At 71.3% G+C, this 15363-nt stretch carries 14 protein-coding genes; 4 read left to right on the top strand and 10 right to left on the bottom strand.

Going from position 1 to position 15363, the window contains the following annotated elements:
- Positions 1–37 precede the first annotated feature (37 nt).
- Positions 38–751 carry a response regulator gene (locus tag ACU6WY_RS00775; protein ID WP_483820585.1) on the bottom strand — a complete coding sequence of 238 codons (714 nt, stop codon included), beginning with the start codon at positions 749–751 and terminating at the stop codon, positions 38–40.
- A complete protein-coding gene (locus tag ACU6WY_RS00780; protein WP_483820586.1) occupies positions 748–2028 on the bottom strand; it encodes a sensor histidine kinase in 1281 nt (426 codons plus the stop codon). The genes ACU6WY_RS00775 and ACU6WY_RS00780 overlap by 4 nt, the downstream gene beginning before the upstream one ends.
- 121 nt (positions 2029–2149) lie before the next feature.
- On the opposite strand from ACU6WY_RS00780, the gene ACU6WY_RS00785 reads away from it, so the two are divergent.
- From ACU6WY_RS00785 to ACU6WY_RS00795, 3 genes are read left to right on the top strand one after another with little or no spacing between them, the layout of a single operon-like run.
- A complete protein-coding gene (locus ACU6WY_RS00785) occupies positions 2150–3184 on the top strand; it encodes a tripartite tricarboxylate transporter substrate binding protein (protein ID WP_483820587.1) in 1035 nt (344 codons plus the stop codon).
- On the top strand, positions 3184–3744 hold the full coding sequence (locus ACU6WY_RS00790) for a tripartite tricarboxylate transporter TctB family protein (RefSeq protein WP_483820588.1): 561 nt from the start codon (positions 3184–3186) through the stop codon (positions 3742–3744). Before ACU6WY_RS00785 ends, ACU6WY_RS00790 begins: the two co-directional genes overlap by 1 nt.
- 1 nt (position 3745) lies before the next feature.
- Entirely contained in the window at positions 3746–5281 is a 1536-nt protein-coding gene (locus tag ACU6WY_RS00795) for a tripartite tricarboxylate transporter permease (protein ID WP_483820589.1), read from the top strand.
- Positions 5282–5337: 56 nt separating this feature from the next.
- Here ACU6WY_RS00795 and ACU6WY_RS00800 read toward each other — a convergent pair whose 3' ends face one another.
- The 8 genes from ACU6WY_RS00800 to ACU6WY_RS00835 form a co-directional block, all read right to left on the bottom strand.
- Positions 5338–5829 carry a hypothetical protein gene (locus tag ACU6WY_RS00800; RefSeq protein ID WP_483820590.1) on the bottom strand — a complete coding sequence of 164 codons (492 nt, stop codon included), beginning with the start codon at positions 5827–5829 and terminating at the stop codon, positions 5338–5340.
- 33 nt (positions 5830–5862) lie between these two features.
- Positions 5863–6546 (bottom strand): MFS transporter, encoded by a 684-nt coding sequence (locus ACU6WY_RS00805; protein WP_483820591.1) that lies wholly within the window; start codon positions 6544–6546, stop codon positions 5863–5865.
- A 430-nt stretch (positions 6547–6976) separates the two neighbouring features.
- Positions 6977–7756 carry a creatininase family protein gene (locus ACU6WY_RS00810; protein ID WP_483820592.1) on the bottom strand — a complete coding sequence of 260 codons (780 nt, stop codon included), beginning with the start codon at positions 7754–7756 and terminating at the stop codon, positions 6977–6979.
- Positions 7753–9081: an FAD-binding oxidoreductase gene (locus ACU6WY_RS00815; RefSeq protein WP_483820593.1), complete on the bottom strand. Its 1329-nt coding sequence runs from the start codon at positions 9079–9081 to the stop codon at positions 7753–7755. Before ACU6WY_RS00815 ends, ACU6WY_RS00810 begins: the two co-directional genes overlap by 4 nt.
- A gap of 85 nt (positions 9082–9166) precedes the next feature.
- Entirely contained in the window at positions 9167–10345 is a 1179-nt protein-coding gene (locus ACU6WY_RS00820) for an ABC transporter substrate-binding protein (RefSeq protein WP_483820594.1), read from the bottom strand.
- Positions 10346–10506: 161 nt separating this feature from the next.
- Positions 10507–11403 carry an ABC transporter permease gene (locus ACU6WY_RS00825; RefSeq protein ID WP_483820595.1) on the bottom strand — a complete coding sequence of 299 codons (897 nt, stop codon included), beginning with the start codon at positions 11401–11403 and terminating at the stop codon, positions 10507–10509.
- Positions 11400–12179: an ABC transporter ATP-binding protein gene (locus tag ACU6WY_RS00830; RefSeq protein WP_483820596.1), complete on the bottom strand. Its 780-nt coding sequence runs from the start codon at positions 12177–12179 to the stop codon at positions 11400–11402. The genes ACU6WY_RS00825 and ACU6WY_RS00830 overlap by 4 nt, the downstream gene beginning before the upstream one ends.
- A 7-nt stretch (positions 12180–12186) precedes the next feature.
- Positions 12187–13464, bottom strand: a complete 1278-nt coding sequence (locus ACU6WY_RS00835) for an amidohydrolase family protein (protein ID WP_483820597.1) — start codon at positions 13462–13464, stop codon at positions 12187–12189.
- Positions 13465–13861: 397 nt separating this feature from the next.
- Between ACU6WY_RS00835 and ACU6WY_RS00840 the strand changes: the two genes are divergently transcribed.
- Positions 13862–15301, top strand: a complete 1440-nt coding sequence (locus tag ACU6WY_RS00840; RefSeq protein ID WP_483820598.1) for an HNH endonuclease signature motif containing protein — start codon at positions 13862–13864, stop codon at positions 15299–15301.
- Positions 15302–15363: the final 62 nt, after the last annotated feature.

Genomic DNA, 15363 nt, shown 5'->3' on the forward strand with positions numbered 1-15363 from the left:
CTCGACGGGCGGGCGGGTGGGCGTCGCGCGCGTCCCCTCAGGAGGGAGGCGGCGGCGCGAGCCGGTACAGGATGCGCGGACGGCCCCGCGCGCCATAGCGGTGCGCGAGGTCGAGAACCCCGGTGGCGACGAGGTGCTCGAGGTAGCGCTGCGCGGTGGCGCGCGAGAGCCCGCAGGCGGCCGCGACATCGGATGCCGAGACGAGCGCGACCGGGTCGAGAGCCGCTCGCACTCGCTCGAGGGTCACCGGGGCGAGGCCCTTCGGAAGCCCGGCCGTGGCGGGGCGGTCGGGCACGCGGACCGTGCCGGTGCTGAGCAGGCGGTCGATGTCGCCCTGGCTGAGCGAGCGATCCCGGTCGGCCTCCGCCCGGGCGCGACGCTCGACGCGGTAGGTCTCGAGGCGCTGGCGCAGTGTGCCCTCGGTGAACGGCTTCACGAGGTAGCCGATGACGTGGGCCGCGAGGGCCTGCCGCACGGTCACCTGGTCCTGCGACGAGCTGATCACGAGAACGTCGAGACCCTCGGCGCCGAGGGTGCGGAGGCGATGCAGCACCTCGACGCCGCTGATGTCGGGGAGCCGCATGTCGAGCAGCACGAGATCGACGCCGCTGATCGCCTGCGCGACCGCGGCTTCACCGGTGCCCGCGGAGCCGACGACCGCGAAGCCCGGCGCTCCCGCGACGTACCGCCCGTGCAGCGCGCGGGCGGTGGCGTCGTCATCGACGACGAGCACGCGGATCCGGTCGGTCATCGCGGCGCCCCCATCTCGAACTCGAAGCGCGTCCCGCCCCACGCCGACCGCGTGACGAGGATCTCGCCGTCGCGTTCGGCGACCGCGCGGCGCACCACGGCGAGACCGATCCCGCGGCCCGTGCCGGTGGGATCGGGTTTCGACGTGTAGCCGCGCGTGAACGCGCGCTCGACGTCGCGCGGATCCAGGCCCGGCCCGTCGTCGTCGACCGCGCCGTGCAGCACGTCGCCGACGAGGTCGAGGGTGCAGCGCACGCGCGAGGCGCCCGCTTCGGCGGCGTTGCGGCACAGATTGGTGAGCACGAGCACGACGGTCTCATCGATCGGGGTGTCGCGGTCGATCCGGACCTCCAGTCGCGCTCCCTGCGCCGACACCTCGCTGCGGAGGGCCTCGATGCTGGCGCTGACGACCGAGGCATCCAGGCGGGTGTCCGACGGCTCGCGCGGCGCGAGTCCGGGCATGGCGTCGGAGATGTAGGTCAGGGCGTCGCGGGTGTCGCCGTGCGAGATGAGGCCGTGCAGCACGTGCAGGCGCGTGCCGAACTCGTGCGCCTGCTCGCGCAGTGCCACCATCGTGCGCGCCGTCTGCTCCTGCTCGGCGGCCAGGGCGTCCAGGCGCCGGAAGCGTCGCTCGATCGCCGCGGCCAGCAGCGACGACGCGAGCGTTCCGGCGATCAGCGCGCCGACGGCCCACGGCAGAAGGTCGCCGAGCGCTTCGTCGCGATCGGACAGGATGCTCGACTCCAGCACGCCGACGGCGACCATGCCGACCACCGCCTCCCCGTCGCGGACGGGAACCTTGGCGCGCAGCGAACTGCCCGACGGCCCGGTCTCGGTGCCCAGGAACGGCGTCCCCGCCAGCACGCTGGCGTTCGTCGTCTCGACCTGGCGCCCTCGCTGCTCGGCCACCGGGTGGGTGATGCGCACGCCCTCGTCGTCGGTGATCACGACGTAGAAGACCCCGGCCGTGCGCTGCACCAGATCGGCGAGGGGCTGGAGGCTCGTCGACGCCTCGGCGAGATCGCGCGCGTCCGCGAGGTCGGCACTCGTGCCGACAGAGGCGACGGATGCCACGGTGCGGCGCACGTCGTCGAGTTCGGCGAGGCTCGACGCGACGTCGTAGACCCGTTCGGCAGTGTCGTCGCGGATGTGGCGCTCCTGCACCGACGCGGCGACGAAGATCGTGAGCCCGACGGCGGTCAGCACGATGAGGCTCGGCAGCACGACGAGCGCGCGACGAACCGCCCGGGCGGGGACCGAGGGCGTGACGTCGGGCATGGCAGGGGCATTCTCTCGTGCGCACTATGAGCACAAAGCGACCGGGGGGTGCGTGTGCCGCTCTTCCCTGAGAGCGTCGTCACATTCTGCGACACGACGACGTTCGCAAGGAGGAGCTGTGATGACGGAGCCTACGCCTCCCTCTCCCCCCGACCACACGCCACCGGTCTCGACCACCCGGCGCCGATGGATCGGCCGCGCCGTCGGCGGGGCGGTGGCGGTGACGGCGATCGCGGTCGCCGCCTATGGGTCGATCACCTCGGCCGCCGCGGGCGACGACATCCACGCGTCGATGACGATCATCGCCCCGGCCGCAGCCGGCGGGGGCTGGGACGGTGTCGCCCGTGAGCTGCAGCAGGCGCAGAAGGCGAACGGCCTCGTCAACAACGTGCAGGTCGTGAACATGCCGGGCGCGGGCGGCACGATCGCCCTCGGGAACGTCTCAGTGCTGAACGGGCAGGCCAACAACCTCCTCGTCGGCGGAACGGGGCTCCTCGCCGCGACCGTGCAGTTCAATTCGGCTGCGACGCTCGACGACGTCACGCCCCTGGCCGTCATGGTCGAGGAGTACGACGTGATCGTCGTCCCGGCGGATTCGCCGTTCCAGACACTCGACGACCTGGTCCAGGCCTGGCGCGCCGACCCGCGCGCGCTGCCCTGGACCGGGGGCGGCTCGTTCGACCAGCTTGTCGTGGCGGATCTGGCGCTCGCCGCCGGCATCCAGCCCGCCGACATGACTTACATTTCGTCCGACGGTGGGGGCGAAGCCATTCAGGCTGTGCTCAATGGCACGGCCCAGGCGGCGACCGGGGGCTACCCCGACAACATCGACCAGATCGAGTCGGGGCGGCTGCGCGCCCTCGCGCTCGTCGCCGACGAGCCCCTCGAGGGCGTCGACATTCCGACCGCGGCCGAACAGGGCTACGACGTGACGCTCACCAACTGGCGCATGCTCGCGGCTCCGAGCGGCCTGAGCGACGAGCAGGTCGACGACCTGACCGACCTGGTGCTCGAGTCGACGGCAACCCCCGAATGGGCCGACGCCCGCGCCCGCTACCACTGGACCGAGCGCCTCATCACCGGCGACGACCTCACGGCGTTCCTCGCCGAAGAGCGCGCGCGGATCGAGCGACTGTACGAGGAGATGGGCCTGTGATGCCGTCGAACAACCCGACCTCCGTCTCGGCGGTCGTGGGAAACCGGCTGCGGTTCCGCCGGAACCGCGGCGCCTCGGGACTCGCCAAGGCCCTGCTGATGCCGGCCGTGCTCGCGGCGTTCGCGACCTACCTCGTCTTCGGCATCGTCACGATGAAGGTGCCGCCGTCCGCGGCCTTCCCCGGCCCGCAGTTCTTCCCCGGCATCATCGCCGCGGGGCTGTACGTCTTCGCTGTCCTCCTCGGCATCGGCGCCGTGCGCGCGCTCGCCGAGACCCCGACGACGGATGCCACGGAGGCGGGCGAGCGTTCGGTCGGCGTCGACTGGCGGTCGTTCGCCTGGGTCGTGGGGTCGTTCCTCGTTTTCGCGTTCCTCCTCGGCATCCTCGGCTGGATCGTGGCCGCGGCTCTCCTGTTCGCGGGGATCGCCCGCGGTTTCGGCCACACCCGGTGGCTGTTCGCCCTGTTCGTCGGCGTAACGATCAGCTCGCTCACCTACATCGCATTCGACATGGGGCTGGGGCTCTCCCTGCCCTCCGGCATCCTGGGATGGGCCTTCTGACATGGACGTTCTCGCTCTGCTCGGCGAAGGATTCGCCGGCGCCCTGACCTGGCAGAACCTCATCTGGGTGCTCGTGGGCTGTGTGCTCGGCACCGCGGTCGGGGTCATGCCCGGTCTCGGCTCGTCGATGGCGGTGGCGCTGCTGCTGCCGGTCACCTTCTCGCTCGACCCGACGGCCGCGTTCATCATGTTCTCGGGCGTGTACTTCGGTGGGCTGTTCGGCGACTCGATCACCGGGATCTTGTTGAACACCCCGGGGCAAGCCTCGGCGATCGCCTCGACGTTCGAGGGGCACAAGATGGCGCTGAACGGGCGGGCGGCTCAGGCCCTCGCGACCGCCGCGATCGGCGCCTTCATCGGCGGCATCGTCGCGTGCGTGCTCCTGGTGTTCTTCGCGCCCCTGCTGGCGGATGTGTCGAGCAGCTTCGGGCCGGCGGAGTTCTTCGCGCTCGCGATCTTCGCCTTCGCGGCGACGTCGTCCGTCGTCACCGACAACGCCGTGAAAGGCCTCGCCTCCCTCTTCCTGGGGCTCGGAATCGCGGTCATCGGCGTCGACGGCGTCTCGGGCGCACCCCGGTTCACGCTGGACTCGCCGAACCTCTTCGACGGCATCTCGCTCGTGACCGTGACCGTTGGCATCCTGGCGCTCGGCGAGGTCATTTACGTCGCCTCCCTCGAACGCCACATCTCGAACAAGACGATCATCCGGCCCGCCGGTCGTCCCTGGCTGTCGCTCGGCGAGCTCAAGGAGGCCGCTCCGGCGTGGCTGCGCGGCACCGCGATCGGCGTGCCCTTCGGCGTGATCCCCGCCGGCGGGGCAGAGATCCCGACCTTCCTCGCGTACGGCATCGAGAAGCGCCTCGACGCGCGACGGAAGAAGCCGGTGTTCGGCACCGGGGCGATTCGGGGTCTCGCGGCTCCCGAGGCGGCGGGCAACTCCACGACGGGGATGGCGATGGGGTCGCTCCTGGCGCTCGGCCTGCCGATCTCGGCGACCGCGGCCATCATGCTCGCGGCGTTCCGGCAGTACGGCCTGCAGCCGGGGCCGCTGCTGTTCGAGCGGGCGCCCGACCTGGTGTGGGCCCTGATCGCGAGCTTCTTCCTCGCGATGGTCGTGCTGCTGATCCTCAACCTGCCGTTCGCGATGCTGTGGGCCAAGCTCCTGGTCATTCCGCGGCCCTATCTCTATGCGTCCATCGCGGTGTTCTGCGGGCTGGGGATCTATGCCACATCGGGGGCGACGTTCGACCTCCTCATGCTCTTGGGGATCGGACTACTCGGCTTCCTCCTGCGCACCAACGACTACCCGCTCGCGCCGCTCATCATCGGCATGGTGCTCGGCCCGCTCGCCGAGACGAGCCTGCGGGATGCCGCGATGAGCGCCAACGGCGACCTCACGACGCTCGTCCAGAGCCCGATCGCGCTGGCGATCTACGCGGTGCTGGCCGTGGTGCTCGTGTTCGCGATCCGCAATCGCGTGATGGCGCGGCGGACCTCCGCGAAGTCCCCGGAGCGCGAGAGCGTCGACGCGGTCTGACGTGCGGCGCGGGGCGGGCGGGGTGCCTCACCCCTTCGCGTGGGGTGCCCCGCGCGTCAGCGGCGCACCACCCGCAGCAGCGCCTCGCCGACCGCCGCGATCGCCGCGGCACACGCCAGCGACACCGCGATGGTGACCAGCGCGGCGGCGGGGCCGGTGGCATCCAGGGCCGCGCCCGCGATCACCCCGCCGATCGGCACGCCCAGCGACATCGCGGCCGTCGGGTAGGCGAGCGTTTCGGTGACGCGGCCCTCGGGGGCGCGGGCGGATGCCACGAGGATCCCCGACACCATCACCGGCGACACCGCGAGCCCGAGCAGCAGGATCACCCCGAACAGCGCGGGCACCGAGTGCTCGGTGACGGGCAGGGCGAGCGCGACGGCCGCGGCGAGGGCGGCGAACACGATGAAGCGGGTCGCGGGTGACAACCGCCACGTCCGGGCGCCCGTGATGATCGACCCGAGGGCGATGGCCACGGCCAGCGCGCTGAACGCGGGGCCCGCGAGCCACGGGCGCCCATCGACGTCGGCCCAGCCGATCAGGCTCACGTCGAACGCGCCGAACACCCCGCCCAGGGCGACTCAGGCCAGGGCGATCGGCACCACCCCCGCCGGGGGCCACACGAAGCGGGGGCGACCCGTGGTGTCCGTCCGGGTGGGTTCGGTGCCGCGCTGCGAGGCGAGCCACACCCCGCCAACGAGCCCGAGCGCGAGGGACCCCAGCATCGCCACGGCGGGGTTCACCGCTGCCGCGACGGCGGTGATCGCGGGGGGACCGGCGATGAAGACCATCTGGTCGCCGATGGTCTCCAGCGCCAGGGCCGGCGTGCGCTGCGACTCCGGCGCCAGCACCGTCCAGCGCGCGCGGACGGCCGAGGTGAGGTCGGGCGTGGACGCCCCGGTCGCGAGCGCGGCGACGAGCCACGTCCAGAACGGCGCCCCCGTCAGCACGAGGGCGAGCAGGGCGGATGCCGCGAGCACGAGGCATCCGAGCGAGATCAGGATGACGCGGGCCTGGCCGTGCCGGTCCATGCGCGACGACCACAGGGGTGCCGCGATCGCCATGCCGACGACGAGCGGGGCGACGACGATCCCGGCCGAGGCGAAGCTCCCGGTCGCGGCAGAGACGAGCAGGATGATGCCGAGCGACAGCGTCGCGCGGGGAAAGCGCGCGAGCACGCCGGCCGCGACGAACGCCCGCGCCCCGGGCAGGCGCAGGACCTGCCCGTAGGCGCGGATGCCGGTCGCTTCGGCCGCGACGGTCACGTGACGGCTCCCTGCGCCGGTGCATAACTCCGGCGGATTTCGGGCCGCAAGGGCCGCGGCGCGCCGTGGCGTGAGGTGTGCAGGAGTTGTGCCGTGTGGGCGCGCGGGGAGATCGGCCGTGCACAACTCCGGCGGAAGCGTGGATGCCGGGGGGTCGCGGCGGCCGCGATCCGGTTGTGCAGGAGTTCTGCTGTCGCTGCCGATCTGGCGCCCCGATGCGCACAACTCCTGCACGACCGGCCGTACGCGGCCTCCGGAGCGTGGGAGCCCACCTCCCGCAGGAGTTGTGCTGCGGCGGTGGCGGCGGCGGCGGCGGCGGCGGCGCGCGAGCGGCGTCGCGCACAACTCCTGCACCTTCGCGCCGACGACGGTCCCGGCGACCCGATACGCCGGATATGCAGGAGTTGTGCCCGCGCGGCGTCCACCCCGCTCACGCCGTGTAGTCGAATCGGCTGATCTCCTCGAGCGCCTCGACGACGAACGAGACGCTCTGCTCGAACAGCTCGGCGCCGGCGGCGGCGGTCGAGCCGGTCGGGTCGCCGAGCACGCCCGAGGGGCCGAAGTCGTTCGAGAGCCAGCCGAAGGTCACGGGCTTGCCGTTGAAGCCGATGTGCCGGAAGTCGCCGATGTGGGCGGGCACGGTGGCGGCGAACCGCGACGTGTCCACGAGCTCGGGGCGCAGGTGCATGATCATGCTGGTCTCGCCGTATCCGGCGTGGATGCCGGTGCCGTGCTCGTCGGGCGTCCCGTCGGTGCCGTCGAACGAGGGCACGCGGGCGGCGGGCATGAAGAACGTGCGCAGACCGAAGCGGCGGCGGAGCTCCCGGTTCGCGACGTTCAGCAGCGCGACGTTGCCGCCGTGGCCGTTGAGGAACACCAGCGTCCGCGCCCGCGTGGTCAACAGCGATCGTCCGATGTCGACGACCGTCTGCATCATGGTCTCGGGCGTGAGCCACAGCGTTCCCGGCGCCCACGAGTGCTCGTCCGACTTCGTGATCGACAGGGTCGGCAGCTGCCAGACGTCCAGGCCCATCGCCGCCGCCCGCGCGACGGCGGCCGTGGCGGAGGCCTCGGCGACGATGGCATCCGTCGCCAGGGGGAGGTGCGGACCGTGGTGCTCGATCGCACCCGTGGGGAGCACGACGATGGACTTCTCGGTCAGGGCCTCGGCGGCCGCCGGACCGCTGAGCTCGGCGAGCAGCCGGGTCATCGGATCGCGCCCTTGCGCGGGCCCGTGTACTCGGGGTCGAGCTTGCCGGGGTTGAGCAGCCCGTGCGGGTCGGTCACGCGGGCGGTGGCGGCGGTCTGCTCGACGTTGAAGTCGACGTTCCACTGGTGCGGGTTGTGCACGCCCACGCCGATCGCGTTGAGCGCCGCGATGCCGGCGTAGACGTCGTCTTCGCTCACGTAGGGCGCGGCGAGCATGCCGATCGGGTGCTCGCGCGTGGACTCCACGTGCAGCTTCCCACCGGGGAACACGGCCTCGACGCCCTCGACGTTTTCGGTCAGCGGCATCCCGGCTACCTCGAGGTGGAACACCTCGTGCGGCTGGCTCTTCTGGTACCACTCGATCGGGTGGTTGTAGCTGAGCATCGATAGGCGGATGCTGGCCTGCGGCCCCTCGCGCACGGCCTCGACACGGCCACCCGCGCCCTCGATGATCGCCGTCACGGTGTCGACGAGCGACGCGTCGATGATCGCGCGCAGGCTCGACCGGCCCGCCGGGATGGCCTCGTCGGCGGGGAGGGATGCCGAGATGTCGGGGCCGTCGCCCGAGACGAGGCGCGGGGCCGGCTCGAGGGCGCCGATGGTCTGGAGCACGGAGAGGGTGCCGGCGTAGTCGGGGAAGCTCGCCCACAGCCCGCGCCAGTCGCGCAGGGGCTCCAGGCGCACGGTGGCGCGGACGATGACGCCGGCGGTGCCGTAGTTGTGCACGTACTTCTGGGCTTCGTCGCCCTCGACGTGGAGGATGTCGGCGTTGCCGTCGGCGTGCACGACGTCGAGCGCAGCGACGAAGCCGCGGTCGTTGGAGCCGTGCTCGATGGAACCGGTGCCGCCCGACCCTCCGGAGAGGAAGCCGCCGATGGTGGACTGCGCCGTCGAGGGGTACATCCACAGCGCCTGGCCCGCGGCCCACGCGGCCTGCTCGAGCAGCACCATGGGGGCTCCCGCCTCGGCGGTGATGTATCCGTCGCCCACCTCGACGATGGCCTTTGCGCGGGTCGTGTCGATCACGAGACCGCCGTGCATCGGGATGCCCTGGCCGTAGTTGCCGGTGCCCTTCCCGCGCACCGTGACGGGAACGCCGTGGCGCGTGGCGGCGGCGACCGCGATCGCGATCTGCTCGGCATCGGCGGGAAAGACGACGAGGTCGGCGAGGCCGAGGGGGAGCTTGGCGGCGATGATCGGCGACATCGGCGAGCCGTCGACGCTCGCGCGCTCGCGGACGCGCGGTTCGGTGCTCACGGCGGCCGGGCCGAGCAGATCGAGCAGATCGTCCTCGAGGGAGAGGACGCGGGTGGCGGTGTCGCTCATGGTGGGGTGTCTCCGGGTGACGCGGGTGGGGGTGAGGCCGGGAACCGGACGGCCCGGTCCGCGCGAGGCGGACCGGGCCGATCGGTCAGAACGAGATCGAGGTGTCGATGAACTCGTTCGTGTAGAGGTCGGCGGGGGTGTACCCGTCCGCCGGCGGGGTGCCGAGCTCGGTGTAGACCGCGCTCGCCTTGGTGAAGAAGTCCTCGAAACGGGCGTCGTCGAAGTTGCCGTACGTGGAGTCGGGACCGTCACCGACGAGGCCGAGGTCGATCTGGGTCTTGACCGAGTAGTCGGCCACGCCCTGCGAGTAGGTCCAGCCGGTGTCGTACTGCTCGACGAGGTCCAGGATCAGAGCGTTGGTGGCCGCCGGGTCGTCGTAGTACGCGACGCCGGCCTTCTGCAGCACGGGGACGAGCTGGGTCAGGCAGGGCGAGAGCTCCTCGAAGTCGTCGGCCTTCACCGACATCGCCGACTGGTAGGTCTGCCAACCGGAGTCGTGGATGAGGGCGAACTCCACGGGCTTGCCCCAGGCCGAGACCTCGTTCTGGTAGACGTACGGCTCCGCGGAGGCGAAGCCCTGCTGCATGTCCTTGCCGCCGGCGGCGACGAAGTTCGACGGCGTGCCGTCGTACGAGCCGTCGAGGATCGCGGGGCTGGCGAGGTCGGCGCTCTTCAGGTACTCGATGTAGGCCGAGCCGTCGAAGTAGCGCCACACACCGCCGTTGCCCTCGAGGGCGGGCTTGACGTCCTCGATGGTCTTGACATCGGGGTAGGTCTCCGGGTCCCACATCACCATGGTCGGGCTGATCTCCAGCGGAGCCATGACGGCCTTGGTGGGGGTCGTGCCCGAGAGCTGGATCGCCTCGTCGGTGCTGACGTAGCCGAGGGTGATCGCGTCGTCCTGGTACATCTGGGCCGAGACGGTCTGGAAGCCGATGGCGGGGCCGCCGGCGCGGATCTCCAGGTCGACCCCGGTGTACTCGCCGTCGGACATCAGGGGGCCGGTGACCGCCTTGGTGTTGGCGTCGACCGTGTAGTCGTCCTTGATCATCTCGTAGAGGTGACCGTGCTCGGCCTCCGGGTTCCAGTCGGTCTGCACGACGATGGTCGCGGGGCAGTCGGCCGACAGGTCGACCGAGCCGACGGTGAGGTCGGCGGCCGGTTCCGTCTGATCCGCGGCGCTGCCGGCGCACGAGGTGAGCGTGAGGGCCATCGCGAACGCGCCGGTGACGGCGGTGCCGCGGACGAGGGTGCTGCGCTTCATGCTGTTTCGCTTTCTGTGACGGGTGGAGCTCTCGGGTGCGGAAGGTGGTGCGGGTTCGAGGGGATGCCACGGCAGCGGGCACGCGTGAGGGCGCGGCGCCGTGGCATCCGGTGTCTTGCGGGGTGGTGCGGGGTCTGGCGGGGTCTGGCGGGTGGAGCGGGTCAGCGGGCGGCTTCGTACCAGCGGCCGACGGCGACCTTGGACAGCCAGCCGAAGAAGGCGAAGATCGCCACGCCGAGAAGGCACGCCGCGAGGATCGAGGCGAACAGCTCGGCGCTCTGCAGGCGCGACTGGTAGTTGGAGATGAGCGAGCCGATGCCCGGTTCGCCGCGGCGGAAGAAGTAGTCGCCGACGATCGCGCCGATGACCGAGAGGCCTGCCGAGGTGCGCATGCCGACGAAGATCGACGGGAGTGCGGCGGGGAGGGTGAGCTTCGTGAGCACCGTCCACTTGTTCGCCTTCTGGAGGCGGAACAGCTCCCGCTGCGACTTGTCGACCGACTGGAGGCCGAACAGGGTGTTCGAGACCATCGGGAACAGGGCGATCAGGATGCAGACGATGACGCGGGCCGTGAACTCGTAGCCGAACCAGAACCCGACCAGCGGCACGAGCGCGAGGATCGGGATGCACTGCAGGATCACCGCGTAGGCGTAGGTGCTGCGCTCGACCCAGCGGGCCAGCGACATCGCGATGGCCCAGCCGATGCCGAGGACCATGGCGACCGCCAGACCGGTCAGGGCGACACCCGTGGTGCGGAACAGCGCCGTCCAGATGTCGACGCTGACCTGCGGGTCGAAGAAGCCCTTCGTGAACATCTCGTGCGGCATCGGCAGGAGGAAGCCCTTGCCGGTCGCGGTGAGGATGCTCGCGATGAGGTACCAGACGCCCACGAGCACGGCGAGGACGCCCAGCGGCGGGCCCGCCAGGATCAGCGCGCGAGCGACCGGGCCGCGACCGCGGGGCGGAGCCTTCGGCGCCGCGTCGGACGGCGGTGTGGGGGTGGATGCCATCGGCTCGGACGTCTCGGAGACGACCGGCTCTGCAGAGGTGGTGCTCATGAGTGTCCTTCCCGGAGGGCGTGGGAGACCTCGCCGACGAGCTTGGCGAACTCGCCCGTGTAGCGGATCTCGGGGTCTCGAGGCATGTCGAAGGGAACCTCGAAGGTGTCGACGAGACGGCCGGGGCGACCCGACATCACGACGACCTTGGTGGAGAGGTAGACCGCTTCGGAGACCGAGTGCGTGATGAACAGGCCACCGAACTTCTGCTCGACGAAGATCTTCAGCAGCTCGTCGTTCAGTCGTTCGCGGGTGATCTCGTCGAGCGCGCCGAACGGCTCGTCGAAGAGGAAGAGCTCGGGGTCGAGCGTGAGGGAGCGAGCCAGCGAGGCGCGCATCTTCATGCCGCCCGACATCTGCTTGGGGAGGTGCTTCTCGAAGCCCTTCAGGCCCACGAGGTCGATGGCCCACTGCGCCTTGGGTGTGCGCACGCGCTTGGGCTGCCAGTTGAGTTCGGCCAGCAGCTCGACGTTCGACTGCACGTCGCGCCAGGGCAGGAGCGTGGCGTCCTGGAAGACGTAGCCGATGCGGTCGGTGTTGACGGTGGCGGTGCCTTCGCTGGCGGACTCGAGGCCCGAGGCGATGCGCAGCAGCGTCGACTTTCCGCATCCGGACGGACCGACGACGCTGACGAACTCGCCGCGCTCGACGACGAGATCGACTCCCGAGAGGGCGGTGGTGCCGTTGGGGAACGTCATGGCGACGTTCCGGAAGTCCAGCAGCGGCGGGGTCGGGCCCGCGAGGGTGGCTGCCGGGGAAGGAGAGGCGAGGGTCACGGAACGCTCACTTTCCGGTCGGGACGAGGGTCGGAACCGCCGGCACGGGTGCGTCGGCGACAGAGAGGGCGGAGGCTATGCGGGTCGAGACCGTCGTGCGGCTGACCAGTCGTCCGCGGTGGATCACCGCGCGATCGGCGGAGGCGAAGGCGACCGTCTCGCCGAGCGAGGCGGCCCGGACGGCGACGAGGTCGGCGCGGGCGCCGGGGATCGGGCCGGCGAGGGGGAGGTTCATCACGTCGCGGGCGCCGATGGTGACGGCCTCGACGGCGTCTTCGGGGGCGAGGTGCCCGGCACTGACCAGCAGGGAGGCGGTCTCGAGGTGGTCGCACCGGCCGACGGGGTTGAACGGGTCGCGCACGTTGTCGGCCCCCGCGGCCACGCGGACGCCCGCGGCCTTGAGGCGCCCGATCGGCGCGATTCCGCGGGGCACCGCGTGATCGGCATCCCACCCCTGCAGGTAGAGGTTGGTGATCGGCAGGGCGATGACGCCGATGTCGGCGGCGCGCACCTCGTCGGCGAGGGCCGCGAGGTCTTCCGTGGGCATCATGCTGAGGCGCACGCAGTGGCCCGCGGAGCGCGGACGGTGCCAGCCGGTGACGGCGCGGGCGTAGGCGGCGAGGGTGTCGACGCCGGCGAGGCTCTCGTCGGTGTGCAGGTCGAGTCCGACGTCGCGGCGTCGGGCGAGGGCGATGAGGCGCTCGAGATCGGCGAGCGGGTCGTCGGCGAGGTGCGGGGCGCCGCCGACCAGGTCGAGGCCGGCGTCGAGAGCGGCCTCGAAGACCTCGTCGGGGACCGTGGGGCCCCCGAGGGCGACGAGCTCGATGTCCATGAGGCCGGCGAGCTCCGCGCGCAGCCGCACGAGCGCCCGGACGCCGGTCAGGGCATCTTCGCCGCGGAGGAGGTCGACGTGGGTGCGAACGGCGGTGATCCCGGATGCCAGCATCCGCAGCGCCGTCGACCGCGCACGGTCGAGCGTGTCCTCTTCGTCGAGCGTCATCGCGAAGGCGTGCCAGCTCTCGATGGCGCGCTCGAGGTCGCCGAACGGGGGCTGGATGGCATCCCACGACTGCGATTTGTCGAGGTGGGCGTGCGGTTCGGCTCCGGCGGCGGTGATGACGTACCCGGTGAGGTCGAGCGTCTCGCCTCCCGTCTCGGGCAGCGGAGAGCCGCTCGGGACGACGGCGATGACCGTGTCGCCGTCGAGGGCGATGTCCACGAGCGCGCCGGAGGCCAGGCGCGCGTTGCGGATCGCGGCGATCGGGACGGGTGGAGCGGCGGACACGAAGACCTCCGGAGAAGGGGAGCGGGGAGCCACGTCATCGAGGCGTGCCGTCGGGAGCGGCGGGCCCCGGGGAGGGGCGGATGGTGCATCGGTGGTGCTCTGCGTGTGGGTCTCACTCGCGGTGTCAGTGTTGGTGTGACCAACATCTGCGGTGAGTCCGATGCTAGGAACCGGTCGTTTCCGTCGTATTTCCCGCTCGTGACCCTCGTGACAAACCTGGGCGGGGCGCGGGGGAGGCGGGGTGTCGTGGGGCTCGCCGGGTGCTCGTGCGGTGGCGGTCGCGGTGTGCGCCGGCGTCCGGGTTGACGGTTCCTCCACAGGTGGGGTGAGAGGGAAGTTGTCCACAGATTTAACGTTTGACCTGGGATATATCGGAGGCGGACGTTAGGCTTCGGATATGTGTTCGAATGTTTCGCCGGAGCCGTCCGACTTCGCGTCGCACCCCGCGAGCGGTCCGTCGGGTGACGTGGAGGTGCTTGCCGGATTGGTGGCCGAGGTGGTCGCGGCGGAGGGGGCGGTGGCTCTGGCGGAGGTGGCGCGGGTGCGGGCGTTGGCGGGGGTGGGGCGGTTTGCTCTGGATGCTGCGGCGTCGGTGCGGGCGTCGGTGCGGGGCTCGGATATGGCGATGCGGGAGGTGGCGTCGGAGGTTGCGGCGGCGTGTGGGCTGTCGGATCGGACGGTGCAGCGTGACATCGGTGAGGCGGTGACGTTGGTGGAGTCGTATCCGGTGACGGTGGCGGCGTGGGAGGCGGGGGTGTTGTCCCGCCGGTATGTGCGGGTGATCGCTGAGGTCGGGGCGGAGCTGCCGGTCGAGGCGCGGGGGGAGTTTGATGTGTTGGCTGTCGCGCTGGCGGGGGAGGTGTCGAGTCCGGGGCGGTTGAAGTCCCGGCTCACGGGTGTGGCGCAGCGGTTGCATCCGCGGACGGTGACCGAGCGGCACCGGGCCGGGCGGGAGGGTCGGTGTGTGCGGGTGGTGCCGGGGGCGGAGGGGATGTCGGATCTGATTGCGACGTTGCCGACGGTGTTGGCCGAGGCGATTCATGACCGGTTGACGCAGCAGGCGCGGGTCATCGTTGACGCGGGCCGCGAGGCGGCGTCGACGAGTGCGGGGGAGGCGGGTGTCGCCGGTTCCCGGCCCGCGACGCCGGATACCCGCACGGTGGATCAGGTGCGGGCGGATGTGTTCGCCGACATGCTTCTCACGTCCGATCCGACTGTGGATCCGACGCGTCGTGGTGATGGTCCCGGGACGTTGGGGAAGATCCGTGCGCGTGTGCAGGTGGTGGTGCCGGCGTTGACGATGCTCGCTCCCGGGCGGGAGAACCTCGCTCCGGCGGAGCTGGTGGGGCGGGGTCCGATCGATGCCGACACCGCGCGACGGTTGGCGGAGGCGACGAGTGTCCCGTGGGATCGGGTCATCACGCATCCGGTCACGGGGGCGGTGCTGTGTACCGACACGTATCAGCGGACGGCCGCGATCGACCGGTATCTGCGGGCCCGGGATCGGCACTGCCGGTGGCCGGGGTGTACCGCTCCCGCGATCCGCTGCGAGATCGACCACAGCATCGACTGGGCGCTCGGTGGGGCCACCGATGTCCGCAACCTCTGCTGCCTGTGTCAGCGACACCACACCCAGAAGCAGTTCACCCGGTGGACGGTGCGACAGCTCGACGGCGGGGTCCTGGAATGGACCTCACCCACCGGACGCGTCTACATCGACCACCCCGACCCCTACCCGGCGATTCCCCCGGACGCACCCGCATCCGGCGTGCGGTTCCTGCCCGATGAACTGAGCGCGGCGGGGCCCCCGGGACGCGTCGAATCTGCCCCGTTCTGATCATCGCGGGCGGCGTTCCGGTGGCGGGCGGTGTTTCGGTGGCGGGCGGTGTTCCGGCGCGG

The sequence above is a fragment of the Microbacterium sp. ZW3a genome (genome assembly GCF_057167165.1).

Coding starts and splice junctions, on each gene's coding strand:
- ACU6WY_RS00795 (WP_483820589.1), top strand. CDS start 3,746: ATGGACGTTCTCGCTCTGCTCGGCGAAGGATTCGCCGGCGCCCTGACC.
- ACU6WY_RS00810 (WP_483820592.1), bottom strand. CDS start 7,756: ATGACCCGGCTGCTCGCCGAGCTCAGCGGTCCGGCGGCCGCCGAGGCC.
- ACU6WY_RS00785 (WP_483820587.1), top strand. CDS start 2,150: ATGACGGAGCCTACGCCTCCCTCTCCCCCCGACCACACGCCACCGGTC.
- ACU6WY_RS00820 (WP_483820594.1), bottom strand. CDS start 10,345: ATGAAGCGCAGCACCCTCGTCCGCGGCACCGCCGTCACCGGCGCGTTC.
- ACU6WY_RS00840 (WP_483820598.1), top strand. CDS start 13,862: ATGTGTTCGAATGTTTCGCCGGAGCCGTCCGACTTCGCGTCGCACCCC.
- ACU6WY_RS00775 (WP_483820585.1), bottom strand. CDS start 751: ATGACCGACCGGATCCGCGTGCTCGTCGTCGATGACGACGCCACCGCC.
- ACU6WY_RS00790 (WP_483820588.1), top strand. CDS start 3,184: ATGCCGTCGAACAACCCGACCTCCGTCTCGGCGGTCGTGGGAAACCGG.
- ACU6WY_RS00825 (WP_483820595.1), bottom strand. CDS start 11,403: ATGAGCACCACCTCTGCAGAGCCGGTCGTCTCCGAGACGTCCGAGCCG.
- ACU6WY_RS00815 (WP_483820593.1), bottom strand. CDS start 9,081: ATGAGCGACACCGCCACCCGCGTCCTCTCCCTCGAGGACGATCTGCTC.
- ACU6WY_RS00780 (WP_483820586.1), bottom strand. CDS start 2,028: ATGCCCGACGTCACGCCCTCGGTCCCCGCCCGGGCGGTTCGTCGCGCG.